At 43.6% G+C, this 25,025-nt stretch carries 31 protein-coding genes; 2 read left to right on the forward strand and 29 right to left on the reverse strand.

The genetic code is table 11. The annotated features are described in order from the left end of the window. The first annotated feature begins 10 nt into the window (after positions 1 to 10). On the forward strand, positions 11 to 1,366 hold the full coding sequence (allB, locus tag LF822_RS15890; RefSeq protein ID WP_253925069.1) for an allantoinase AllB: 1,356 nt from the start codon (positions 11 to 13) through the stop codon (positions 1,364 to 1,366). A 292-nt stretch (positions 1,367 to 1,658) separates the two neighbouring features. On the opposite strand, the gene LF822_RS15895 is transcribed toward allB, so the two are convergent. The 19 genes from LF822_RS15895 to LF822_RS15985 form a co-directional block, all read right to left on the reverse strand. Next, positions 1,659 to 2,849 carry an amidase gene (locus LF822_RS15895; protein WP_253925070.1) on the reverse strand — a complete coding sequence of 397 codons (1,191 nt, stop codon included), beginning with the start codon at positions 2,847 to 2,849 and terminating at the stop codon, positions 1,659 to 1,661. An 85-nt stretch (positions 2,850 to 2,934) separates the two neighbouring features. Then, positions 2,935 to 3,441, reverse strand: coding sequence for a (2Fe-2S)-binding protein (locus tag LF822_RS15900; RefSeq protein ID WP_253925071.1), 507 nt, complete (start codon positions 3,439 to 3,441; stop codon positions 2,935 to 2,937). Next, positions 3,420 to 5,705, reverse strand: coding sequence for a xanthine dehydrogenase subunit D (gene pucD, locus LF822_RS15905; protein ID WP_253925452.1), 2,286 nt, complete (start codon positions 5,703 to 5,705; stop codon positions 3,420 to 3,422). The genes LF822_RS15900 and pucD overlap by 22 nt, the downstream gene beginning before the upstream one ends. Next, positions 5,702 to 6,610, reverse strand: a complete 909-nt coding sequence (locus LF822_RS15910; RefSeq protein WP_253925072.1) for an FAD binding domain-containing protein — start codon at positions 6,608 to 6,610, stop codon at positions 5,702 to 5,704. Before LF822_RS15910 ends, pucD begins: the two co-directional genes overlap by 4 nt. Next, positions 6,583 to 7,200, reverse strand: a complete 618-nt coding sequence (locus tag LF822_RS15915) for a nucleotidyltransferase family protein (protein WP_253925073.1) — start codon at positions 7,198 to 7,200, stop codon at positions 6,583 to 6,585. Before LF822_RS15915 ends, LF822_RS15910 begins: the two co-directional genes overlap by 28 nt. After that, complete coding sequence (locus LF822_RS15920; protein WP_253925074.1) at positions 7,200 to 8,207, reverse strand: XdhC family protein; 1,008 nt, start codon at positions 8,205 to 8,207, stop codon at positions 7,200 to 7,202. Before LF822_RS15920 ends, LF822_RS15915 begins: the two co-directional genes overlap by 1 nt. A 268-nt stretch (positions 8,208 to 8,475) precedes the next feature. Continuing rightward, positions 8,476 to 9,309 (reverse strand): endonuclease I family protein, encoded by an 834-nt coding sequence (locus tag LF822_RS15925; protein ID WP_253925075.1) that lies wholly within the window; start codon positions 9,307 to 9,309, stop codon positions 8,476 to 8,478. Between the two features lie 88 nt (positions 9,310 to 9,397). Continuing rightward, the gene (locus LF822_RS15930; RefSeq protein WP_253925076.1) at positions 9,398 to 9,988 is read right to left on the reverse strand and encodes a class I SAM-dependent methyltransferase; all 591 of its coding nucleotides are present in this window, start codon (positions 9,986 to 9,988) and stop codon (positions 9,398 to 9,400) included. 102 nt (positions 9,989 to 10,090) lie between these two features. Beyond that, positions 10,091 to 10,822 carry a ZIP family metal transporter gene (locus tag LF822_RS15935; RefSeq protein ID WP_253925077.1) on the reverse strand — a complete coding sequence of 244 codons (732 nt, stop codon included), beginning with the start codon at positions 10,820 to 10,822 and terminating at the stop codon, positions 10,091 to 10,093. A 102-nt stretch (positions 10,823 to 10,924) separates the two neighbouring features. Beyond that, on the reverse strand, positions 10,925 to 11,317 hold the full coding sequence (locus LF822_RS15940; protein WP_253925078.1) for a VOC family protein: 393 nt from the start codon (positions 11,315 to 11,317) through the stop codon (positions 10,925 to 10,927). 59 nt (positions 11,318 to 11,376) lie between these two features. Continuing rightward, the gene (locus LF822_RS15945; protein ID WP_253925079.1) at positions 11,377 to 12,435 is read right to left on the reverse strand and encodes an NAD(P)H-dependent flavin oxidoreductase; all 1,059 of its coding nucleotides are present in this window, start codon (positions 12,433 to 12,435) and stop codon (positions 11,377 to 11,379) included. Positions 12,436 to 12,790: 355 nt separating this feature from the next. Continuing rightward, positions 12,791 to 13,213: a DUF2512 family protein gene (locus LF822_RS15950; RefSeq protein WP_253925080.1), complete on the reverse strand. Its 423-nt coding sequence runs from the start codon at positions 13,211 to 13,213 to the stop codon at positions 12,791 to 12,793. A 143-nt stretch (positions 13,214 to 13,356) separates the two neighbouring features. Beyond that, positions 13,357 to 13,536 (reverse strand): YjzC family protein, encoded by a 180-nt coding sequence (locus LF822_RS15955; RefSeq protein ID WP_253925081.1) that lies wholly within the window; start codon positions 13,534 to 13,536, stop codon positions 13,357 to 13,359. 112 nt (positions 13,537 to 13,648) lie between these two features. Further along, the gene (locus tag LF822_RS15960; protein ID WP_253925082.1) at positions 13,649 to 13,897 is read right to left on the reverse strand and encodes a general stress protein; all 249 of its coding nucleotides are present in this window, start codon (positions 13,895 to 13,897) and stop codon (positions 13,649 to 13,651) included. Positions 13,898 to 14,140: 243 nt separating this feature from the next. Beyond that, complete coding sequence (locus tag LF822_RS15965; RefSeq protein WP_253925083.1) at positions 14,141 to 14,839, reverse strand: NAD(P)/FAD-dependent oxidoreductase; 699 nt, start codon at positions 14,837 to 14,839, stop codon at positions 14,141 to 14,143. A 135-nt stretch (positions 14,840 to 14,974) separates the two neighbouring features. Continuing rightward, positions 14,975 to 15,208, reverse strand: coding sequence for a hypothetical protein (locus LF822_RS15970; protein WP_253925084.1), 234 nt, complete (start codon positions 15,206 to 15,208; stop codon positions 14,975 to 14,977). Positions 15,209 to 15,326: 118 nt separating this feature from the next. Next, complete coding sequence (locus LF822_RS15975; protein ID WP_253925085.1) at positions 15,327 to 16,865, reverse strand: BCCT family transporter; 1,539 nt, start codon at positions 16,863 to 16,865, stop codon at positions 15,327 to 15,329. 142 nt (positions 16,866 to 17,007) lie between these two features. Beyond that, positions 17,008 to 18,381 (reverse strand): hypothetical protein, encoded by a 1,374-nt coding sequence (locus LF822_RS15980; RefSeq protein ID WP_253925086.1) that lies wholly within the window; start codon positions 18,379 to 18,381, stop codon positions 17,008 to 17,010. An 84-nt stretch (positions 18,382 to 18,465) separates the two neighbouring features. Next, positions 18,466 to 19,101: a lysozyme family protein gene (locus tag LF822_RS15985; protein WP_253925087.1), complete on the reverse strand. Its 636-nt coding sequence runs from the start codon at positions 19,099 to 19,101 to the stop codon at positions 18,466 to 18,468. A gap of 178 nt (positions 19,102 to 19,279) precedes the next feature. On the opposite strand from LF822_RS15985, the gene LF822_RS15990 reads away from it, so the two are divergent. Next, positions 19,280 to 20,173, forward strand: a complete 894-nt coding sequence (locus LF822_RS15990) for an alpha/beta hydrolase (protein ID WP_253925088.1) — start codon at positions 19,280 to 19,282, stop codon at positions 20,171 to 20,173. On the opposite strand, the gene mmuM is transcribed toward LF822_RS15990, so the two are convergent. The 10 genes from mmuM to LF822_RS22870 all read right to left on the reverse strand — a co-directional run bounded on the left by mmuM (position 20,166) and on the right by LF822_RS22870 (position 25,025). Further along, positions 20,166 to 21,125: a homocysteine S-methyltransferase gene (gene mmuM, locus LF822_RS15995; RefSeq protein ID WP_253925089.1), complete on the reverse strand. Its 960-nt coding sequence runs from the start codon at positions 21,123 to 21,125 to the stop codon at positions 20,166 to 20,168. The two genes, LF822_RS15990 and mmuM, sit on opposite strands and share 8 nt — an antisense overlap. A gap of 1 nt (position 21,126) precedes the next feature. Next, on the reverse strand, positions 21,127 to 21,519 hold the full coding sequence (locus LF822_RS16000; protein WP_253925090.1) for a nuclear transport factor 2 family protein: 393 nt from the start codon (positions 21,517 to 21,519) through the stop codon (positions 21,127 to 21,129). A 46-nt stretch (positions 21,520 to 21,565) separates the two neighbouring features. Beyond that, the gene (locus LF822_RS16005; protein ID WP_253925091.1) at positions 21,566 to 21,757 is read right to left on the reverse strand and encodes a hypothetical protein; all 192 of its coding nucleotides are present in this window, start codon (positions 21,755 to 21,757) and stop codon (positions 21,566 to 21,568) included. Positions 21,758 to 21,785: 28 nt separating this feature from the next. Next, a complete protein-coding gene (locus LF822_RS16010) occupies positions 21,786 to 21,923 on the reverse strand; it encodes a hypothetical protein (protein ID WP_253925479.1) in 138 nt (45 codons plus the stop codon). Positions 21,924 to 22,102: 179 nt separating this feature from the next. Further along, complete coding sequence (locus tag LF822_RS16015) at positions 22,103 to 22,480, reverse strand: glyoxalase superfamily protein (protein ID WP_253925453.1); 378 nt, start codon at positions 22,478 to 22,480, stop codon at positions 22,103 to 22,105. A gap of 29 nt (positions 22,481 to 22,509) precedes the next feature. Further along, the gene (locus LF822_RS16020) at positions 22,510 to 22,965 is read right to left on the reverse strand and encodes a hypothetical protein (protein WP_253925092.1); all 456 of its coding nucleotides are present in this window, start codon (positions 22,963 to 22,965) and stop codon (positions 22,510 to 22,512) included. 14 nt (positions 22,966 to 22,979) lie between these two features. Beyond that, entirely contained in the window at positions 22,980 to 23,432 is a 453-nt protein-coding gene (locus tag LF822_RS16025; RefSeq protein WP_371925957.1) for an ABC transporter permease, read from the reverse strand. Positions 23,433 to 23,444: 12 nt separating this feature from the next. Next, the gene (locus LF822_RS16030) at positions 23,445 to 23,720 is read right to left on the reverse strand and encodes a hypothetical protein (RefSeq protein WP_253925093.1); all 276 of its coding nucleotides are present in this window, start codon (positions 23,718 to 23,720) and stop codon (positions 23,445 to 23,447) included. Next, the gene (locus LF822_RS16035; RefSeq protein ID WP_253925094.1) at positions 23,717 to 24,628 is read right to left on the reverse strand and encodes an ABC transporter ATP-binding protein; all 912 of its coding nucleotides are present in this window, start codon (positions 24,626 to 24,628) and stop codon (positions 23,717 to 23,719) included. The genes LF822_RS16030 and LF822_RS16035 overlap by 4 nt, the downstream gene beginning before the upstream one ends. A gap of 268 nt (positions 24,629 to 24,896) precedes the next feature. Continuing rightward, positions 24,897 to 25,025 carry a hypothetical protein gene (locus LF822_RS22870; RefSeq protein WP_256522215.1) on the reverse strand — a complete coding sequence of 43 codons (129 nt, stop codon included), beginning with the start codon at positions 25,023 to 25,025 and terminating at the stop codon, positions 24,897 to 24,899.

Genomic DNA, 25,025 nt, shown 5'->3' on the forward strand with positions numbered 1-25,025 from the left:
GTAAAACACAATGCCTGATTTCGACTCAGTAATAATAAACGGAAGCGTTGTCTTTCCTGACGGAGTAAAACGAATGGACATCGGATTAAAACAAGGGAAAATCACAGCTATTACCGAGGATCTCTCCAACAGCGGCACATACATCATTGATGCTGAGGGTCTTCATATTTTTCCAGGTGCGATTGACGTCCATGTTCATTTTAACGAGCCTGGCAGGGAGGATTGGGAAGGCTTTGAAACAGGATCTTATATGATGGCGGCTGGAGGGGCCTCCACCTTTTTTGACATGCCGTTAAACGGAATTCCTTCGACCATCAATGAACAAGCCCTGCGGGGAAAAGCGGAGATTGGAGAGCAGAAGTCCTTTGTTGATTTCGCTCTTTGGGGAGGACTTGTACCAGGAAACGAAACGGAGCTTGAAGCTCTTGCTGATGCAGGTGCAATAGGCTTTAAAGCTTTTTTATCAACGACAGGAAATAAAGAATTTGAAGCCTGCGATGATTACACCCTCTTAAATGGAATGAAAGAAATAGCCAGACTAGGCAAAGTGCTAGCTCTGCATTCAGAAAGCGGGCCAATTACTGATTTTTTAACGAAGCAAAAGCGGATGAATGGGCAGACAACGGCTGATGACTATGCTGAAACACGGCCGATCATCGCTGAAGTGGAAGCTGTTGAGCGGGCTATTTACTATGCAGATCTGACCGGGTGCCCTCTGCATTTTGTGCATATCAGCAGCAGTGAAGCTATGGAGAGGATCATAAAAGCTAAATTAAAAGGCTTGGATATTACAGTAGAAACCTGTGCCCATTACCTTCTGTTTAATCACTCGCATTTAGTGGAACGCGGGGCTGCAGCTAAGTGCGCCCCTCCTTTACGAGAGGCTAAGGAACAGCAAGCCATGGTGCAACTTTTAATAGATGACCAGTTTGATATGATCACTTCCGATCATTCCCCCTGCCCTTATAACTTAAAAGACCCGAGCCAATTTAATTTACTTGAAGCCTGGGGAGGAATCAGCGGCGGGCAATTCACGCTGCTTTCAATGATTGAACTTGCTTTAGAACAGAAGATTCCTCTCGAGAAAGTGGCCGAGTGGACCTCTTCTGCTCCATCCCGCCGGTTCAATCTTCCATTTAGAGGTGAGATTGCAAAAGGAAATGAGGCGAGCTTAACTTTCGTGAATATACACGACCGATTCTACGTCAGTCCTTCCAATTTCCACGCGAAGCATAAGCAAAGTTTATTTATGAATCACACTTTTCCATGTCGTATTGAAAGGACCATAAATCGGGGGCAAACGATTTATAAACACTCAGAATTACCTGGTGAGGCAAACGGAAAATGGCTCAGACCTTCATATTAAATTATGTTCATCTATTAACTTCTTAACTCCTTGAAACATATGCTAGAGAAAGAAAGGAGAATAGAAAATGAATGGGTGTTGTTGTCCAAAGGTACACAGACTTCCTGCTGTATACTTGCGTGGTAAAAAGAAACGAAAAAAGAAAAAGGAAGAGTATAAATGTCCGGTAATTTGTCCGGTTAAACCAGTTGTAAAAAGACCTCCGGCATTGTACCTTAAAATTAGAAAAGCATGCTAAGCTGCCTGAAAAACATAAAGCCGCTCAGAGTTTACATCTCTCAGCGGCTTTCCCTTATAATCCAGTGCCGGCAATTTCTTCACTAAAATGAGAAGCCCATTTAAGCAAGGACAGATCATAATGTCGAGGAGCGATTACCGAAAGCCCAACCGGATTTCCGTCAATCTCGAGGAGAGGCATAGTTACCTGAGGCAAACCAGCCAGCCCGGCCATACACAGCAGCTGCATTGTCCGTTCACGCCGTTCTTCCAGCACTTCCGGCGGCAGCCCTTTTTCCGGTGCAGGACCTGGGGCAGTTGGAATGATAAGTATTCCATCACCTCCAAGCAACATCTCCACCTTCTCCCGGATAATCTCCCGCTTTTCAAAGTCAAATACATGATCCTTCTGCTTCAGTGTTTTTGTCCAGGTGAATCGTTCAGCAAGACCGGGCCCAAAGGATGGATTTGCTGTTTCAATCCACTCGCCATGCTGCTGCCAGATCTCCATCCCCTGCAAAACTTTAAAAACACCAAACCATTGACGCAGACCTTCTTTTGAGATTACCACGTTCCTGACAGTCTCCACCGTTCGTTCAATGGTTGGTAAATAGGATAGAAAAGATTTTTTTCCTGAATTATCAAGTAATGCAAGGGCGTCTTCCCCCACTAGTCCATTACTTAATTTTTTTTGCTTACTGCTTTCCTCCTGAAGCAAAATTTTTCCAACCTCCATCAGCAAATTGGGATTTCTCGCAAACCAGCCAACTGTATCAAAACTTTGGGCTAACGGAATTACATTCTCTATCGAAACCGCACCATGCGTAGGCCGAAATCCAAAAATCCCACAATAAGAAGCCGGAATTCTCACAGAACCTCCTGTGTCTGTACCTAACGCGAAATCAACCTTGCCTGCTGCCACTGCTACCGCAGATCCGCTGGAAGATCCCCCCGGAATAAGACTGGGATTTGCAGGGTTAACAGGAGTACCATAGTGGGCATTTTCTCCATTTAAACTGTACATCAACTCATCTGTATGGGTGGTTCCACGAAGTTTAGCCCCGTTTTCTAGTAACCTTTCAATCACAGGGGAAGTTTGAACGGCAGGTGAATGCGTCTTATGCCAGTGGGGATTGCCTGCGTGGTTTGTATACCCTTTTATTGAAAACACATCTTTCACGGAAAACGAAAATCCGTTAAGTGCGCCTGATGCCTTTGGAGGCAGCTCGACGTCCTGGTCAACATAAGCCTCGTACTGATCTCCCATTCTATTCCTCCTATTTTTCTATTCCTTAATTAAAGAGTTATTGTCTCATGCGGGTGTAATACTCTTGAAATCTAAAACGACTGAGCTACATTGCCTCAGCCGCCCTTCGAACAGCGCGGATTATTCCCCCGTAACCTGTACAGCGGCATAAATTCCCTGACAAAGCGGTTTCGATTTCTTTATCAGTTGGATGAGGATTTTCTTCTAGCAGCGCTTTAGCCGCTATAATCATTCCCGGCGTGCAATATCCACACTGAAAGCCCCCTTCTTCAAGAAAAGCCTCCTGAATCGGATGGAGCCCCTCTCCTCCTTTCACTCCTTCAATTGTCGTTACCACTGCTTGATCAGCTTGATATGCCATCACCAAACACGAATTCACCAAGCTTCCATTCATCAGGATCGAGCATGCTCCACAGCGTCCAATCCCGCAGGAAACCTTCGTCCCCGTCAGATGAATTTCATTACGAATAATATCCACCAGCCTCGCTGTTGGGGGGACATGGAGGTGCACTGCTTCGCCATTCACCGTCAAATTCAAATGGAGGAGTGACTCTTCGAGAAACTTTTGAACTACTTCTCTACTTTCATCCATTGATGCCTCCTCCTTTGATTGACTGCTAGTAGTGTTTCCTCAGCAGAAACAGGTAGTTTATTCACCCAACAGCCAAGTGCATCATGTACAGCCTTAGCAATAGCCGGTGCTACAGCCACTGACCCAATCTCACCAACACCTCTTGGACCATATGAGTCACCTTCTTCTAGGGTTTCAACAGCATCAACCTTCATTTGAAATGGGACGTCCCCGATGCCAGGGATTAAATAGTCATCCAAATTTTTCGTTACGTATTCACCTTCTGTCATAATGGCTTCCTCCATTAACGCGTAACCAAGCCCCATGACACCGCCGCCTTCGATCTGCCCTTTATAACCGAGGAAGTTCACCACAGGACCAGCGGCGATAGCTTGATCAAGATCTATCACCTTTACCTTTCCAGTTAAGAGATCTATCTCCACTTGGGCCAGGACTCCCGCAAAAGTGTATAAGAAGTGTCCTGCATCCACCTCATCAGGTGTAGTTGGAAAATCAAATTCTGTTGATACCGTTAACTTCTCCAAATCTAGAGATTGTGATGCTAGTTCTGAATAAGTGATAACAGGCAGATTCATATTCTCTCTTGTATTAGCAAACACTCCGCCTCTGCCAAGAGTCAGAATATCTACCTGAACGCCTGTAACCTCCGCAGCTTCAGCTATTAACTTGCTGCCGAAAGCCCGCTTCATATTCTCTAATGCCTGCCACACCATGCTTGTACCTCTTGAAGCTGTGGTTGATCCGGAGGAAGGGACTAAAGCTGTATCACCAATTACAATCGATAAGTCTGCTGCTGCACAACCAAGCTCTTCCGTCACAATGGTTTCAATCACTCCAAGAATTCCTTGTCCAGCTTCTTCAAATCCAAATGCTGCTTCGATTTTCCCTTCTTCTGTTAAACGAAGTCTGCCTCCGGCCGGATCTAACCGTCCGTATCCAAGACCCCCTCCATGCATGGTAATTGCCGACCCAATGCCGCGGATTTTTCGTTTATCAGTATAATCCTTCAATAGATCTTTCGTTTGCTCCTGATGCTTGGCGATGGATTCAAGTACATCTGATGCTCCAGTTACAGGAGCAATGCGCTGCCCAAGCGGTCCCAGACTGTCTTTTTTCCGAACATTTCTGCGCCTTAGCTCTAACGGATCAATCATAAGCTTTTCAGCTAAGCGATCCATCTGACCTTCCAGAGCAAACGTAACCTGATTGCCCCCAAAGCCCCGGAATTCACCAGCGACTCCGTTATTCGTAAAAACAGACTGCCCTTCCGTATGTACATTTGGAATCACATAAGGACCGGTGGCATGTTCAACAGCAAAATCCAGAATTGCTGGTCCTAATGTAGAATAAGCCCCAGTGTCCGCTAATATATACACTTGATGAGCAAGCAGTTGGCCGTTTGAACCCGCTCCGGTCTTCATCGTTATTTTCATTGGATGACGCTTCAGTCCGGAAAGTACAGACTCCTGCCTTGTTTGATGAATTTTGACTGGACGGCCAGCTGCCAGAGCAAGCAGCGCCCCGTAAGGCTGAATATTCAGCTCATCCTTTCCACCAAAAGAACCTCCCATGGGACTTGACACAATTCGAATGTCCTCTTCCGGCATATTAAGAATTCTCGAAAGTTGGAAGCGATCCTGGAAGCCATGTTGTGTACCAACGTACACCGTTACACCTCCATCCTCTTCAGGTATGATAACGCCGCCTTCAGTCTCCATGTAAGTATGCATTTGACGAGGTAGTTCATACGTCTCCTCTGCCACTGCGGAACATGATAAGAAAGCAGCATTTACATCTCCTTTTATATATGTTTTTTCGTGCAGTAAATTTCCAGCAGGATGAAGATTGGGCGTTTCCTCGTCTAATGAACGAACCGGATCACTAACAACAAGGAGTGGCTCATACTCGATGTCAATAAAATCTAACGCTTGTTCAGCAGCAGCCAGGGACTCTGCAGCCACCGCCGCAACCGCATCTCCAGTGTATCGGACATAATCCTCACAGAGGACCGGCTGATCAGGAATCACGATCCCAAAGGCGTTTAAACCAGGAACGTCTTTATGAGTAATTACAGCTGCTACACCCGGAACCTGTTCAGCCCTCTTCGTATCGATGGATATAATCCGGGCATGCGGATAGTCACTCCGCTTAATTTTGCCATACAGCATACCAGGAAAAGCGAGGTCAGATAAATATTTCATCTGTCCCGTTACCTTGCCAGGTCCATCCGGCCGTTCCCGGTTCCTCTTTAACGAAGCTTTCATGGGTTCCATACAACAGTCTCCTTACTATGATTTTCTTCAAGCTTAGAAACGAGGAGATTTGCGGCCACAGTTTTGCGGTAAGACTCCGTTGCAAAGCTGTCAGCAGCAGGCTGGAACTCACCATGCACACGATTATATAATTCTCCTAAATCAACTTTATTCCATGTTTGTCCCATGAGCCAGCACTCGCTTTCAATGAGCCTTCGCGGAAAGGTTGTACCTCCTCCTGCAGCCAGCCGTATGTGCTTGATTTCACCGCGCCTGTTGCAGACAGCCGTAGCAGCCAACGTGACTAGAGACGGAATGAGCGCTTCACGTCTCCCTGTTTTTTCATAAAATGACCATGCATTCTCTACTGGATCTGGAACTGTTAAGGCAACCAAAATTGCATCTGTCAAATTCTCGTATTGCAGGAAGGAGTCGATTGATACTTTAATGAAAGACTTTCTATCAAAGAATGTGACCTCAGCATCGAGGGCGAGCAAGGCTGGAACCAGGTCACCCACGAGGCAGCAGACATTCCCGCCGATCGTTGCGCGGTTACGTACTGCCGGAGAAGCAACAACCTTTATTGCCTCCGCTAAAATCATCCACTTCTGAAAAACATTTATATTCATCCGGCAAAGGTCCAGTGTGGTTAAAGCACCAATTTTCAGCTGGTTCTCTTCCATAGATATTCCGTGAAGAGCCTCTACCTTTTCCAAGCTTATAAGATACCGGGGCAGCAGTGTACCCTGTTCTCTTAAAAGCTGAAGTAAGGTTCCGCCGGCAATAAATACCGCATTATCCCTGTATTCCTCTTTCAAATCCCACGCTTCTTCTATTTCTTGAGGCTGCCAGACAGCGGCAGATGCCCATTCTGCTGATTTGTTCATACTCATCGATTCGTTGTTTCCTTGAGCCATTTATAGTCATCCTCTGTATCAATGTCTTGAAAACTGCGGCCCTCTTCAAAATCAACTACTGCACCAAGGTCCGGCGAACTTTTTCGTAATATCGTCCTTGCGCCTTGATCTCCTGTTGTCTGCAGAAGTGTAGAGAAGAAAGCAGATGAAAATAAAATCGGAGGCTGCATGCGGTCATCATAACGAGACGCTACATAATTTGACTTCGGTGTTTTAGTAAAGCGGGAAATTAACTTGTTAATCATTTTCGAATGGAGAAGCGGCTGGTCTGCAAGCAGTACAACGACCGCATCAGCATTCCTGTCCTCTGCTGCCTTAATGCCGCACTTTAAGGAAGAAGCCTGCCCTTTTTGTGCATGATCACACTTGATTCTTGACCATGCCGGACTTAACAAAAGTAAAGATCTATCAATCCATACAAGGTCATCTTCTTTTCTTGTTACTACTATAACGTGATCAAGCTCGGAATCTAACGCGGTACGAAGTGAACTGCAGCCAATTGTAGTACTGTTAAACGGAAGGGCTAGTTTATTCCTCCCCATACGGCTGCTTTCCCCTGCGGCCAGCATAACACCAACAATATTACTCATTAAGAACCTACCACCTCTTCAGTCTCAATAAAGCGTTTAACTGAAACCAGCTCCGCCACAACACTTATGGCAATTTCTTCCGGACCCTTCGCTCCAATAGAAAAACCAATCGGGGAAGTAATATGATTCGGTAGTTCCTTTAGCCCCAGGAGCCGTTTCGTACGTGCTGCAGAACCAAGAATGCCCAGATAGCTTAACGGTTTATCTATCAGATGAGATACGATCTCTTTATCCTTTTGAAAATTGTGAGTCAAAATCACTACGTAGTCACTCGGATGAAATTGAATATCCGGCAGCATTTCTTCAGGAAATCCATGCAGCAGCCGATCTGCCTCCGGGAATCTGCTTTTATGACAAAGGGCAGGGCGCCAGTCACAGACAACAACTGAGAATCCTGCGCGTGCTGCAAACGAAACGAGAGGCACCGCATCTTTGCCGGCACCAAACACAAATAAGCGCGGCTTAGGGTTAAAGTGATGAACAAAGATGAATTGATTCATTGACGGCTCAAACTCCACCCCACTCCATCGTTGATCTTTTTTCAAGGAGAGGAAAGAATCAAGGTCTTTATTTTTTGTTAAAAAACGGCTGTTTTCATCCATTCCCCCGCTCAATGGCTGAACCCAGGTAACCGCCTTTCTCTCATTCAATAATTTTTTCACTTCATACATCTGCTGAAAGAGGCGCTTGTTCAACGGCTGCACGAGTACATGGATCACCCCGTTGCACCCTGATCCTTCTCCCCAGGAAAGCTCGCTGTACCCCCGCATATCATAAACAATCGTTTCAGGAAATTCTCCTAAACTCTGTTGGTCGATCCGGGCTGTTAAATCTTCCTCCAAACATCCAGCACTAAGCATACCTACCTGTGTACCATCGGTCTTGAACAGCATAGATGCTCCTTCCTTCTTATAAGCAGAACCTTCTACATGAATGATGGTGGCTAATACACCATTTTTCACTCCAGTACAGGACAGCTCTTTTAAAATGAGATGAATGTCTTCCATGCACCGTTTCTCCTTCTTAGTAAAAATATGTACTTTTGTAATATTATCTAACAATCTACTCATCATTTTGTATTAGATGGTTGCAAGTGTTAACTTTACTAACATTTTATGTGATTTTAAATTATGATATAGGATCTAAGTCATTCTGTCATTAGTTAAATTATATGAATTATCAAAATTCTTTTAGTTGATATGTACAAATAATAAAATGATACCAAGCAATAAGACGCCTGATGCGTATCTCACTGCCTGGTACCCCGCTGATACTCTATTTCATAATCCGGACCATTTCAGAAGGAAAATCAATCCACGGATTACGGTTTCCCTGGATTTCATAAATTGCCTGGTTACGATGACGTTCATAATCATCGGGTGGTTCTTTTTCATGCCATTTGATTAATAGGTTGCGGTCAATTCCTGCCTTATATTCCGATCCAATTCGATCTGGATACCTTATGATAAAGTAAAGCACCGCCCGTGCCACTGTTCCTTTTCCGTGCTCCGGTTCAAAGCGTTCATCCTCCGCTTTTCCACAATGTTTTTCAATCCGGTTCATTCCTGCCTCCTCGTGGGGATAATCTTTAAAATCATAATAAGGGTAATTGCTGCGAATCGAATTGCACACAGGCTCACAGGTGAACAAATGATGAAGATCTCCCCGCATCGGCTCCTCACCTTCAAACCACGATTGAGGAACAGCGTGCTCACAATTGTATTTGAATTGATTAACTGCTGCCTCTTCGTCCTGTCCCTCTTCCTCTACCGCAGCCTGCCGTTGCAGTGAAGTCTCATAATCCTCTTGAATAACGGTTTTTACGTCACGCTTATCCCCGGAGTAAATGCTCACCAGCTTCCTGTCCGGACGCAGGTCCACCCATGGGTATACATACTCACTCGGATCATAGTTTACTTGTTTAGTATGTGTCTCTTTTACTAATTTCTCGAGAGAATTCAAATCTGTTAATTTAATATTTTTATAGTACATCTTTACCTCTTTTTCATTTGCTTCTTTATCAAAATAAGGCTTATCCTCATCCTTTTCCACCCTGGCTAGCAGCCGTTCAAGCTGCTTCTCATCCGTCGGCCCCGCATACAGCTTCACAGTAATCCTCCTCGCATTACGTTTGTCATACAGTTCCTTCTTTTACCAAAATAAAAACCCCCATTGGAGGGAGTTTTTACAATGACTTCTATTTACCTACTTTTTTAAACACGCGGAGGGTATAATGTTTTAAGTCGGCTTCGATGCAGTTACTTTCTTCGACTTGAACAAATCCATATTGTTCAAAAATGGTTTTGTAATTACGCGGGAACAGCCGCCAGTTCTCCGCTCGCTCAGCTTCTATTGTTATTAGGTAAGCTCTCGATATTCTGGCTAACTCCTCAAACACCCACTCACTATCCGGGTGTATATGTTCAAGTACCGCCATTGAGAAAACGAGATGAAATGAATTCGTCCTCATTTCTCGAATTACATCTTCAATGGGTGAGTGAATAATATTAGAGTGAGCGGCCATCTCCGGGTACGTTTTCTGTAACGCCTCGACCGCTTCCTTACTAATCTCAATGCCTGTTAAACGATGGTATCCGTCTTCATATAAATGGTTCAAATTCCGTCCGACGTTACATCCCGCCTCAAGAATGCTGCCTTTTTTTGCTATATACTTCTGAACGTATTTTGATAAAAATTCGCTTCGCTCCAGTTTATCGGCGTACTTTTCGGGTGTACTCGTATTAACCCAATACTCATGAATTTCTTTTATACTCTTTCGATTTTTCATGCAATAACCTCCTTTTTTATACAAGGTAGATTATTATATGAGAGAAACGAGCTCGGTGTATTGGTAGATGACATAGAGGCAAGTAACCAGATATCGTTTGAATCAGCGAAACCATTCAACCAGCCCGATCATACTGAGCAGGCCTGCTAAGAAAGAAAAGGTAGCCCAGCGTTCATACCCATGCCCATGAGTTTCAGGTATCAGCTCCTTATATACAACAAAAAGCATAGCTCCAGCGGCGAACGCCAGTCCATAAGGAACTAGAAACAGAGCAGCATTCACTAAACTATAACCTATTAAACTGGATACAAATTCAATCACACCTGTTAATACAGCCAAACAGACAGCGAGGCCTCTTCTCACTTTTTGATGAACAAGAAATAAGGCTACCAAAAAGCCTTCAGGTGCGTTTTGAATCCCCATTGAAAGAGCAACCACTACCCCGAGATTTTCTATTTGACTGCCAAGACCAGCACCTACTGATAACCCTTCTGGAATATTATGCAGGGTCATAGCCATCACCATCATCAGAGATGAAGACGGCACTCGAGAATTCATACGTATATGCTCCACGTCCTCGTGAGGGATCACCCATTCTAATATACTTAATAGAACAGCCCCGGTCAGAACCCCAATACAGAGCACATATAAATTAGTCAGCTTAAGCGAAGCAGGAATCAATCCATATGTAGACGCAGCTACCATGATTCCTGCGGTATAAGCCAGAATACTATCCATTCCACGATGAGAAATACCCCTTATAAAAAATACAGGCAGAGCCCCCGCACCGGTTGCACAGGCACAAAGAAGCATAATCAGCAGATTCCATTCCATTAAGAAGCCTCCCGGAGTAATCCATTCCCTCCACTATATGTACAAGCTTCAATGAAAAGAATCTGCTGAAAAAACTTCCCTTTTAATATGGGACAACAAAGCTTAAGGAAGATTCAGCTGCCATGACACTCCAAACTGGTCGACAACCCAGCCGAACTTTCTGCTGAATGAATAATCCCCAAGCGGCATCAGCTCGTTGCCGCCTTCCGAAAAACTTTGATACACGTGGTCGATTTCCTTCTCATTTTCACACGTGAGATAAATAGAAAAAGAAGGCGTAAACGTGAATTCGTGCTGAACATCGCTGTCAATACACATGAACTCCTGGCCTTTTAATGAAAAAACAGCCTGTTTCACACTGCCTTCTTCTCCTACTTCATTCGGTCCGTAGCGTTGGATGGCAATAACCTCTGATCCTTCAATGATTGTTATATAGAAATGCATAGCTTCTTCAGCATTCCCCTGGAACATAAGAAATGGGGTTACTCTTTCCATTTCCAATCACTCCCTTCTTACCTAAGAAGTTCTTCGCTGCTTCTCAATCACCTTTATTTTTAACGTAATTTCATAACCTCTTTCGCAATCCCTGCGACCAGATCACCAGCTGCCTTACTTGTACTTAACCGCGGACTCTGGCCCGACCAAAGAGACATGTATTCCGCTCTATGCTGCACCGCCGCTTCTTTTCGGATATCTTTAGTTAAGCTGTTTTGAATGGGATAAGCCGGCCAATCCGTCTCATGAATATTCATTTTCTCTATAAATGAATTCCTAATTCCCCTTGCCGGTTTACCGCTGAATGCTGAGGTGATCTCAACATCTTGTTCATTGGCTTGAAGAATTGCCTCTTTATGTTCAGGGAAAGCACCACTCTCTTCAGCTGTAACAAAAGCCGTACCCAGCTGAGCCGCTTCAGCTCCTAAGGTGAGTGCGGCTGCCACTCCTCTTCCATCCATAATTCCCCCAGCAGCAATGACAGGAATATCTACTTCATCGGCTGCCTGCGGAACTAATGACATCGAGCCGATCATAGGCTGACCTCCTGATTTAAGGAAGGTGCCTCGATGACCTCCCGCTTCACTTCCCTGAACAACAACGGCCTCTACTCCTCGATCTTCGTTCACTACGGCCTCCTCTACTGTAGTTGCTGTCCCAATCACTCGTATTCCTGACTTCTTTAATTCATGGACCACTTCTTTTGAGGGTACTCCGAACGTAAAGCTGCAAACCGGCACCAGCTGCTCCAACAAAACATCTATCTGCTGGGCATAAAGGGCGGTGGATATTTTCGGCTTTGGTACTTCCTTAATCTTAAGCTCTTTCCTTAACGGCTCAAGCCATGCATTTGCTCTCTGCAGTTCTTCCTCAATAATTTCAGGATACTCAGGGATAAATACATTTACCCCAAACGACCTTTTTGTCATTTGTTTAACTTTTTGAATGCTGTCTTTCATATCTTCCGCTTTCATATAACCCGCCCCTAAGTTCCCCAGCCCGCCTGCATTTGAAACTGCGGCAATGAGTTCAGGAGTTGTAATCCCCCCTGCCATACCTGCTTGAATAACCGGAACGTCCATTTGTAAAAGCTTCATCAGCTTATTAGAAATCCACATCACATCTGCCCCTTCCATAAGTAGATCTAACTCTATGGTACCAGAGGAAAATCAATTGGGATAGAATGGTAATTCATTCACAAAACATTGGAATTTTATGTTAAACTAACAATCGCCTGGGTAAGAACAATCAGAGGGAGTGAAGGGATGCACAAAAACGCTTTCATTCTTTTGTACGGCAGACTCTCGTCCTCCCTGGGGGACAGCATTTATGAAGTGGCTAATTTCCGCTGATATAACAAAGGTCCGCTCTCTCATGCATGGCATGAGAGAACATTTGGATGCTCTTCAACAATTAAAGGTGTTAGACGGATGTGTAGACTTTCTCGACAGCTTAAAATGTGTCAAATGTTTCTCACTCATCTTCATAAGGGAATAATTCATCCGAGGTTTCTACGGCAAAGTTTTGCTCATCCACTTTACCGGCTTTCTGCTCAAAGAGCCCGCTTGCTGCCACATACTTATGATAAATAAATTCAAATACGGCTACAGCTACTGCTGAAAGCAAAGCAGCATTAAAAATGTCTCCGGCAGTAGTTAACGCGCTACTCATAAAATAAATAACAGCAAATGCAAGTACAAAATCGGAAATGACTGCAATTATATTATTTGTGCGCGGCAGGATCATCATGTCACCTATAACATAAGACAGAACTCCTAAAACTAATGCAATTAAAAATACATTCCCAAATGACATTTCATATCCAATCCCAAGAATTAAAAACAACAAAGCCAGGCAGCCAACTAATTTAGATGCAAAATATTTTGCATGAGTCACAGCCCTCACCTCCTATCTTTTTATCATTCGTAAATAGATAGGAGATATACTTCATGGCAGCAGAATTGTGATGAATTGAGCTGTCAAACTAAATAAAAATCCTCTCCTGATATTATAATCAGGAGAGGATTGTCCTATTGTTATCAGGAGATTTTCACCCAGTAGGCTGCTTCACTTTCAGTAGTTGAGGGTGGAAACTGATCGCCTTCACTTAAATTAATTTCATTTTTGTCTTGGCTCTTTTTGCCATTAACAAGTTGATCTACTTTATACGTTCCAGTCGCTGGTGCTTTTTCGCCAGTTTTATATTGTTTATTTGCCATGGTTGCATCCCTCCGTTATAATTTGAGCTGAGAAATGAATTATGTCCGTAATCCATTTCTTGATTTTTAGAAGTGTTAAGGCCGTAATGATTAGTCAGGATTCTATCCTAAACTATGAATTGCGGCCGCCTTTTTTTCCAATTTCCTCATAATGTTTCTCCCCGTGTTTCTTGCTTGTGGTTTCTCCTCCTTTTTGGCCAATGTTCTCAAAGTGATCCTGACTGTACTCCTTGCTGGTCGTTTCGCCGCCCTTTTGACCGATGTCCTCGAAGTGTTCCTGACTGTATTTGTTACTTGTCTCCTCTCCGCCTTTACGTCCTGCTTCTTCTCTGCTCATCTTTCCCTGGCTGTTCTTAGACATTTTTGATCTCCTCCTTTAATTTAAGCTACATGGTCTTACGTTCTCTTTTTCCATCTCCTTTAAACCCTTTTTTTAGGAAATAGCTCATTTGTAATATTATATAAATATAATTAATGGCTTTTCAATAAAACATGGTACTATTTAACTATTACTACACTTCTAATCCTCTGAATACCCGCCGGCTGATGCTAAGATTGTTAATTATTTTGATATATAACCTTCCAGCTTCTTTAAAGGGGCTCGTTAAATCCTGTGAAGACCATTGATGAGTGACATTACATCGGGGATCGGCCCTTCTGCCTGTGCGGCTATGGAATAAGAACGCTCCACATGAAGGCGCGAAAAGTAAAAACTGTCAAAATCCTGAAACGGGTAATGAGTCGCCATAATGACGTGATCGCACGTGATTGAATGCCCCTCCCTTGTAATCACAAGCGGACGAGCCCCTTTTTCCACTTGAACCGCTCTTGAGTTTTCATAAATAGGAGTGCCCAGTGCTTTAAGCTCCCGGATCAGCCCGGCCAAGTATTTAACCGGGTGAAACTGAGCCTGTCCCCTCATTGTTATAGCAGCCGTTACGGAAAAGGGCAGCTCTTCTATATAGCAGAGACCACCGTTAATTCCAATTCTTTCGTATTCTTCAGCTTCTTTATAAATCTCCCGCTTAGCTGGACTGCTGACACCATAAACAAAGGCGTCCTTAGAAGAGAAATCACAATCCATTTTCAGATCCTTTCTGATTTGGTCAATTAACTTTAACCCGTCTTCATTAGCATGGTAATACTGTCTCGCCTCCGACAATCCTATGGTTTTTATAAGCTGCGAATAAATTAACCGTGCTGAGAAGTGATCTCGTGTGACACAGGTCGAGGTATCCTTTTTCAGCGCTGGAAAGGATTCAATTACATGATCTCTCCACAAAGAATCTGATTGTTTTTGCATCGAACTTCCTCCTTGCTGCGTGGTTTAAAGTACTATACCCAACCTTTCCCTATGTAAAAAGCACCCTTTGAGTTAACCTGCTCTAACATGAGCATAAATTTTTCCACAAATGACCATTATAAAAAAAGCACGAGCTCACTCACAGCTCGTGCTTCCCCCTTGAATTACTTTTAACTTGGCCGCCGGCTTATTTTCAGGCTTTGTATCGAAAGCGGCAATAGTTGCGCCTGCACCTACCTTCAGAGATCCATCTTCTTCTACTAAAAATAACGTGCCTGCTTCCTTAACTTCAATCGACTGGACATTGTGTTTAGCAAACACTTTTTGCAGATCTTGAATTAATTCTATTTTTCCATAAGTAAATCCCATAGTTCCGTTCAGCTCCTAATACATGATTTGAATTAGTATTAGAGTATGTCCACACGTCAGCGGTCATTCAAAAAACCTCCCGTCTATTCTTTAAATAAACGAGAGGCTCAACGTTTCTCTAGTCTTTGCGGACATTATGCTTCCAGGCTTTATCCTGATCCATCATTCTTTTTGCTGCGTAGATGAGTATAAATTGAATGAATATAATAGGAATGCCCATGAGACCTGAAATCACTTCAAGTGGTGCCAAGCCTCCAATCCTCATCAGAAGCAGGGAGAACGTGGTGATTACTGCCGCAATAATGATGCGCAGCATTTTTGGCGGTTCGAATTTACTCATGTTCCTCGTACTTGTATACGCAGCTACTGTATACGTGGTTGAATCAAGAGTAGTGGTTAAGAAGATCAACGCCACGATAATGAAAATAACAATCGCCGCTCCGCCAAGCGGCAGGGTAGATAAGATTTCCGGAATAGCCGCCATAGGCTCATTATCCTGTACGAAATCCAGAATCGGCATGTCATCTATAAGATAGCGGTGAACCCCAAGTCCTCCAAGCACACCTGTTGCGATCCATGAAATCAAGCTCGGTGCCATAAAGTAGGTAAGGATCATTTCCTTGATCGTCCGTCCTTTGGAAATTTTAGCTGCAAAGACACTGTGAAGCATGGCCCATGTTGCACTGTATGCGAACCAGAACACCGTATTACTTTGAATATGCGTGGTTTCTCCCGGTGTGACAGACTCTGTATTCAGTGAAATGTCCAAATAATTGGTCAGCAGCAAAGACACGCTCTCTGTGAAGTAATCGAGAATAAAAACGCCCGGCCCCGCCACGACTATAAATAGCGCAAAAAGCCCAGCCAAATACATGTTAAACGTACTTAACCGTTTAATTCCTTTTTCAACTCCTAAGTAAGCACTGATCGAGAACATTATGACCCAGACAATCGTAACAATCAAAGTCATGCCAAACGTCACTTCTAAACCTAAGAGTGACGATAAGTTGTGAGTGATGATCGGTGCACCGAGACCCAATGTGACTGCTGCACCCGCTAAAATACTGATAAGGAAAATAACATCTAATACTTTCCCGCCAATTCCATCAGTAAATTTATCTCCAAAAATGACACGCGAAGCCTCTGAGATCCTCATCAAAGGTTTTTTTCGTACGTGTAACACGTACCCCATCGCCGGGGCAATCATCACGAAAATCGCAAACACCTGGAATCCCCATAAGAACATACTATACGCATTCCCCCACAAGAGGGCTTCTGCTGAACCAGCTTCGACACCAGTCGGCGGATCGTTTGCTACAGATGTCCACTCCAGCATTCCCGTACGCATAATAGTCGAACCTATGCCCATAGCTATAAGAATCGAAGCATACTCAAATAGATTAAATCGCGGTTTTTCCGCGGGGTCGCCTAATACCACCTGACCGTATTTTGAAAAAGATAAAAACAAACCGGCGGCTACTAGAATAAGCCCGTACCATAAGTATCCCCAGCTAAACTTTTCCACAATGTAGTCAAAAATGGAGTTTAGAAGCTCTAATGATTCGGATTCATACAGAGCTAAAGGGATGCTGATCGCCATCATAATGACTAATGAAGGAATAAAAATACTATAATCAATTAACTTCTTCTTATTCATCCAAACCCTCCTCCAATGTTATGTTAAAATACCATCCAGGTGTATATGTCCTAAATAGCGTTCACATAAACTTGTTTAGAGAAATTGGATAAAAATTAATTACTTTAATATAATATTTCACCTTCCAGAGTTTCAGAAGAATTTAGTAGATCAGCAACGTCAGCAGTGACACGCCGATCCCTATAAAACCGAGGAGCAGACTATATGGCAGGTTTTTCATCACTATTTGATACGGATTCATTCGTAACCCGACAGAAGTCATTGTTACAATTAACCCATATGGAGCAGACGGAACCGTAGCTATCGCACAACTGGAGAGCAGCACAGTTAACGTGACGGATGGCAGCGCGCCCATTAACAGCTCGCTTACCCCGCCGAAAATCCCCATCGTAGCCAGGGGATGGACACCAAGCAGCGTCATCCCGAGGAAAGCTGCTTGAATAAAGAGCATAATCAATAACGGACGGCCCTCTAACGCTACAATAGGCTCCTGGAGAAACTCTAAGTAGGGTGAAGCATTTAATGTTTCTGTTAAGAAAGATAGCGCCAGCAGCAGGACGATAAAGTTACTTAAATGGTTCGTCTGTTTTTTCCATGTCGGGAGGCCGACCTGCAGGAAGCTTTTCTTTCGCTTCATGAGAACTGCCCACGTAAAGGCAAACGGAAAGATCGCAATCGTTACCGCAAATAAAAAGTCGAATTGTATTACGTTAGCTAAAAACACAACCACAAGCAAGAATAAAAACAGTGCGGTTATAAATTGAATCAGTCTGCCTTTATTCTCTCCCACCCGTTGTTTAACCGGCGTCTTCCTTTCTATTTCATATTTACGAAACAATATATTCCCCACGCTTGAGTCGATCGCAAACCCGAGCACTGCAATAAGAAGCATCCAGGGAAGAACTACTAAATAATCAGCACCTGTTATAAAGATCGAAGTGGCCAGCAGGATTTCAAGCGGACTCCAAAGCAGAGCCAGGGAATATCCACGAAGCGTAGCCATAGCAATAAAGCTGTTTTTTACTTTTCTCTTTACATTGTTGATCTGTTCTTTCAGCAGGTCCTGAGAGATGGTCGCAGACGATAAGTTCAAGAAAGCTGCAAGTGAAATCATCGTTACTTCACTTCGCACATACAGCGGCCCCATCCCTTGACCATTTCCGCCAAGCAGGGATTGAAGAAGTTTATTATACCGGCCGGCTTTCACAACACTATTCATCCACGGAAGCATAGACAGAAGAAAGAGTAAGCCTATATTGCCCGCGAAGAAAGCCGGTATCTCTCGAGCAGACACATCACTCGAGAAAAAGAAAAAAGTTCCAGCCGCCAACAAGATGACGCCGAGAATTTTAAATACCCGGTCGGCCCGCGGGAAGTTAATAATGACCATAATGATTCCGAGCACACCAATCACAGAATAAAGGAAAGGTTTCTGCCAGAAGACGTGAATAACATTTAACAAAAAAACAAACGAATAGAATATGTATAAATGATTTGCAAAACGTACAGGAAGCACAAGCATTCTCCTATCAACAGATTATGATTCGATTTAATATAAAAAGACCGCGGCTTGTTAAAGAGCCGCTGGTCCTTGTACGTGTTAAGCTGACTTCTGCTGGCTGACAGCTTCTTTATATCCAAGTACAGCATCGACATAGTAAATGTCACCGTAGCAGGCGTCGTACTGTTCCGCTTCAGCGCGAAGACAGCTGTAATCCCCGGTATGAGCTAATTCCTCGTACTTCAACTGCGAGAATTCTATCGCCAGATCCTGGGTGTATTCTCCTCCGTTATCTTTCACATAATCAATAAACCCTGAACCAAAATTGTACGACTGTAACGCCAGCTTTTCGTCGTAATCAGCTTGTTCCAGCGTCTGAGCAAAATAGGTAACTCCCTGCTCTATAGAACGATCTGCATCATCAATGCAGCCGACAGAACCACAAAGCGATTCGGAAGCCTGCATAGGATCATCTCCGCGCCCTCCGGATTCCTGCATCATTAAGGCGAGCAATGTGTCGACGTGATCCTCTATTCCTTCCTCTTCGGCATAAGCCGTTACTTCTTCTTCATATTGCAGCACGTGAGAGGATAAACGATCCTGGTTATTAGGAAGGTCAATGTTGATACCGTCACCGATAAGATTACTATTTAAAAAAGCGTAGACTATTCCACCTATAAACAGAAAAGGGAGGATACGATTAAAGAAACTTCGCTTTTTAGTTTTCTTCGCCACGCTCTCCCCTCCCTTTACAGTTTAAATGTCATATCTATTTTAACACGGTGTCTCTAAAATAGATGAATAGTTTGCTAGTTTTTGCAAAAGGGAAACGAAAAATGGCACCGTATATATGGTGATTTTTTAACTATAGACTAGAATAAGAGAATGGAAATGGCACAAGGAGAGAAGTAGGATGGAAAGTATACAAAGCAGGTTGGTCAAGCTATTGCTCAGACTAATCAGGAAAAATAAATTGTGGAAGAAATCAGGGGGCAAGCTGGAGAAAGGAATAAAAAGACGACGACGTCTCAGCTTTGAACCTCCCCGCCAGATTAGAAATCATCTATCTATTAAAAAAACAGAGGCTCACGGGCATGTATATTATGAAATGAAACCACTGCAGTTCGAGACGGAGATGCAGATTCTCTACACTCATGGCGGAGGCTATGTTAATCGGATCACGAAACATCACTGGCTGTTTTTAAGCCGGCTGGTCAATGAATTGGAGTGTACGATCACCGTCCCTCTCTACCCACTGGCACCCGAGCACACATACAAAGACACATACAAATTTATCTACCCTTTGTATCAGCAGATAGCAGGCAAAGTCAAAAACCCTTCAAACTTAGTGTTGATGGGAGACTCAGCAGGAGGGGGCATCGCCCTCGCTCTAGCCCGGCTCATTAATGAAAAACAGGATCCAAAGCCAGCCAGGATCATTCTCATCTCCCCGTGGCTTGATCTTCACCTGACAAATCCGGAAATTAAAGCAATCGAGAAAAAAGATCCTTTCCTAGTAAGAGATGGCGTGGTTGAAGCAGGTAAGATGTATGCAGGAGACACTGAACGAAGTCATTATTTACTCAGCCCTGCTTTGGGAAAACTGTCTGATTTAGGTGAAATGACTATTGTCATGGGGACCCATGACATTCTGGCTCCGGATGCCAGAAAACTGGTAAAGAAAGCGAAAGAGCAAGGAGTTACTATCGACTATTATGAAGCAGCCAAAATGGTTCACGTCTTTCCTTTCTTTACCTTTCCTGAAGCCAGAACTGCATTCCGCTATATTGCCGAAAAACTTAAATAAACCTATGCGATCTCCACTTGTCAGCAATAGCTTTGATATGATCCGGGGTTGTTCGGCAGCAGCCCCCGACGAGGCGGGCCCCTGCTTCATACCAAATTTCAGACTGACGGTCAAAACGCACACAGTCTTCCTGCCCATGCCATGAGTTTGTATCAGCATCATACGTTTCTCCTGAGTTCGGGTACATGATAAGAGGCTTATCTGTATACCGGCGCAGTACCCGCATGGCATTCGCAGCTTCATCGATCGGGGCACAATTGACACCAGCCGCTGCAATTTGAGGGTGAGCATTAAATATCTTTGCACACTCCCGTAATGGCGTACCATCACTTATGCTTTCCCCGTCTTTTAACGTAAACGAGAGCCACGCATAAGTATCAGCGAATTTTTCCAGCAGAGAAGCGAGCACTTTAGCTTCCTGAAAGAACGGCAGTGTTTCAAAAGCTAATACATCAGCCCCTGCTTCTACTAAAGCACTCACTCTAGGAAGATGGAATTCAAGCAGCTCCTTATCCGATACCCCATAATTCCCAACATATTCTGATCCATCGGCAAGATAAGCACCATACGGACCTACCGATGCAGCAACAATCGGCTTCGGACGGTTCACACCTGCTTCCTCCTGCCAAAAATCATCCCTCGCCTGACGGGCAAGCTCTACCGTTTTTTTAATTAACTCTATCGCTTCCTTTTCTTGAATGCCGCGCTGCGCAAACCCTTCCACTGTTGCCTGATAGCTGGCAGTGATCGCACAATCTGCCCCTGCCTTGAAATAGGCATAATGAACGCGGGTAATGAGCTCAGGCTGCTCCAGCAAAACACGAGCGGACCAAAGCGGATCATCAAGGTCACAGCCATAGGCTTCCAGCTCCGTAGCTAATGCGCCGTCCAGAATGAGCACAGAATGGCGGTCTAAGATGTTTTTTATAGGGTTGATTTTAACAGGAGACATATTACTTACCTTCTTTCCTATATGAATGAATGACTCCATCAGCCTGGAGATTAGTAATCGTTCCCTGATGGAAATATAATTGCCAGCGTCCGTCAATATACTTCCATATCGAACTGCGAAGCGTGTTTCTCTTTCTCGTATGATTTTCTATAAAATATGTAGATAAAACGACATCAGGAGCCAGCGGCTGGATTTCAAAATTATACATAGTCATTTCTGCTATAGACACTCCACTATCTAGACACTCTTTCTTATCGAACATCCTCCCTGAACTTCCTATTTCCCAGAAATCGTCAGCTAATATTTCGTCTAGAGCTGCTGAGGACTTTCGGACGTTCAGATCTAAATGGCTTTGTTCTCTTGCTTTTAAATGCTCTTTTAAATTATTATCCATCAATTCGCCTCCCATATTACTTGCTCACTTCAAAGGATCATGTACATTATAGGTCACCCGATGGCGGGCCTCCTCGAAATGATTTTTCTTTTTCAATGGCTCGTTCCACTTCCTTCTCCTGCTGTGCTCTCCTAAGATGAGGCTCAACGTATCGATTTTTTTGTTTTCTTTTATCAAGATAAACGAGAAGCAGGACCAATAGAAGTAACAGCAGTCCCCATAATAGATTAGAAAGCACTAGACCAGCTCCTTTTACTCGTTGTGAACTAAAGAAAAATTTCCACGATGGAACTAATAAGTGTAAACAATACACTTCCAATCATGATATATCCTATGATTCGGATGCCCTTAGGGAGCTGCTTAAACCGTGCCCCGCCGGCGGGATAACCTTCAATCTTAGACAAGTGCTCCATCCCTTCATTAAATGATTTATTTGGGATAGTAAAAACTCCTTTCTATTTATTTTTTAGTAAGCTTCTTAAGGCAAGAATAATTAAAACGACGGCAACGATGAATATAAGAACACCTAGCACACTAAAACTTGTAAGCACACACTATCCCCCCATATACTGCTCATTCATAGTTAAAGATTTTCAAAAAACACTATTTTATTACCGAATGGATCTCCAATGCGCACTTCCTGAGTATTCCACGGAGTGGTTTCAATACCGGGACGAGCGTACTTGTATTGCTTTGAAATCAGAATGGAATGGAGTAAATCTAAGTTTTCCACTTCAATACGCACCGAACTGCCGGGACAGCAGTCTCCATAGTTCTCGGTCAGATGGATTGTACAATCCCCATAGGATATTTGCATATACAGCGGCAGGTCGTCTTCAAATCGATGCTCCCAATCTAACTCGAACTCTAGAAAGGTAAGATAAAATTCTTTAGCTTTTTCTTCATTAAAAATACGAAAAATCGGGGTCGGACATTTCACATTAATTTTAGATGAGGTCATTAAATTTATCCCTTCTACAAAATATTTCATTATCCTTCTTCTTTGTGAATCTCTCTCCATCGTTTTCGACAACCTTTTAAATAAAAGAAAACCGCTGCAGCGATCACTAACGTACCAAATCCGAAAAGGAAATAAAGAGAAGCATCCCTCTCACCATACGTATACTCCTCCCCCCGTTCAGCTCTTATAAAAATTCCATTTTGTTTTTCTACTGCAATAGCTTCTTCCGTACTGACTCCCGCTATCGAGTAATAGCTCGTTCCTTCTTTATATGTGTTGGAGAAATTGCCGGTGTGCTGCTCCATATCGGAATATTTAGTTACCTCCCCAATCTCTTCATCAACTTCCATTACTTCTTGTTCATCCTCAATAATGTATTCATACCCGTTCCACACAACGAAAGAGTACGCCCATGAGGTTGCAGACACTGTAACAGGAAAACAAACAGTCACCAGTACGAGTAAAACAAGAAGTCTTGTTGTCACCAGGTTGACACTCCTTACTTTCCACTCCACCGGAAAAACCGTGAAGCTAATAGTGTGGAAATCACTCCAATACCGATCAATAACCCCACTTCTAAACCATAATGGGTGATCGGTGCTTCCGTCCACGTGCCGCGAAGCAGTTGAATGACATAATAGAGTGGCAGAGCTTTCGCCACGTATTGAAGGAACGTGGGCATAAATTCCACCGGAAACGTAGCTCCGGAAAGAAACAGCATAATGTTTAAAAATACGGAGCTGATCGCTGCAGCTGCCTGGGTGTTTTTAGCAAATGAAGTTAATAGCAGGGCAAAAGGAAAGAAAGCACCAATGCTTAAGAACAAGGCGAGTATCGTACTGCCAGCGTATTCCGGCAGTGACAAGTCGTACATAACCATACCAAATACAGTAAGCAGTGCGGCGGAGATGAAAAAAATAACTGTCCCTTGAAAAGTATGGGCGGCGAGAATTTTCCAGGGCTGCTAAGGGGTAGATTGGTAACGTCTTAATACACCGGAATCCCTGTAGTGGGCCAGCAAGGTCCCCAGCGTAAAAAATGACGTAGTGACAATGTTAACTCCAATCCAGGAAGGAATAAAATGTTCAGCAAAAGAAAGAACGCTCATCTCATTCCCAACGAACATCGCCCCAAACAGCCAGATAATCAGTACAGGAAAAACAAACGTCCAAAACACACTGACGCGATCCCGAAAAAACATTTTTGTCTCCAGGCTTGCAAGTTTAATAATGGCCGTCATGTTTGAGGCTCCTTTTCCAAATATTGAACGAACAAATCATCCAGGGAGCCTTTTTCAAACTTGAAGTCAGTCAGGACGATTTCTTGTTCGTGACAGTAAGTAAATAAATGATAAGCCGTTTTTTGCTGATCATTACTGAAGACTTTAAACATTTCATCCTCCTGTTCGACTTTTACTACGTCAGGCAGGGAGGTCAAGAATTCTCGATCAATCTGCACACTGCCCACAGAAAGATAGTGAGCCGTTACACCGTCCAGCAATTGCCTGGGAGTATTGAGCGCCTTCAACTGTCCGTTATAGATCATCGCCACACGGTCACACAGCTTCTCCGCTTCCTCCATATAATGTGTGCTTACAACAATTGTAGACCCCTGCTCTCTCAAGGACTGAATAGAGGACCACATTTCCCTGCGGGCATGAGGATCAAGTCCCATGCTGGGCTCATCGAGAAATAACAGCTTCGGGCGGGGCAGAGTAGCCAGAGCGAGTGTCACACGCTGCTGCCAACCACCTGACAAATCGTCGAATGTAACATCCAGCTTCTCATTAAGATGAAAATGTTCAATGAGCTCCTCTTTAGGAGCAGGATTCTTATAAAAGGAAGAAAACAGTTCAAGTGCCTCTCTCACTTTCATCTTCTTCTGAATAGAGGTTGATTGAAATTGAACACCTATATGCTTGTTTAATTCCTTCATCTGCTTATGAGGTGTTAATCCAAGTACATGGATGTTACCTCGATCAGGCTTACGTACACCTTCCAGCATTTCCAGGGTTGTGGTTTTACCCGCTCCGTTCGGCCCTATAATTCCAAATATTTCCCCTTTCCGCACAGAAAAGGAAAGGTCCTCTACAGCTTTCACACCGCCATACGCTTTACTGACATTCTCAAACTGGATGATCGGTTCCATCTCCAGCCCTCCTGTTCAAATTCAATTGTTCCTTTATGTAATCATTTCAAACTACTATTCCTACGTTCGCCGTCTTTCTTTACTTTACACAACTAAAGTACAAGATGAGATCAAGAGAGTCTTCCAGTGGGGTTCTCTTTATTTTTCTTACAGTAATAAAAATTTCTACCATTGTTTTTTATTATAGCCATTAAAGAGTCCCTTTCTACTGTCTATAACTACCATACGAACGGGCATTCATTTTCGTTTCAAAGACCTCTTACACATTTCAAGACAGCATGACTAAGTCATACAAGTATCCAGCAATTTCACCGAGCCGCCACGCAATAATTACGAGAGTTACTGCGATCACCACGAGACTGACTGTTTTCATTAAATCTAGTAATTCCTTATTCAT

The organism is Halobacillus sp. A5 (assembly GCF_024189315.1).
Classification (GTDB): domain Bacteria; phylum Bacillota; class Bacilli; order Bacillales; family Halobacillaceae; genus Halobacillus_A.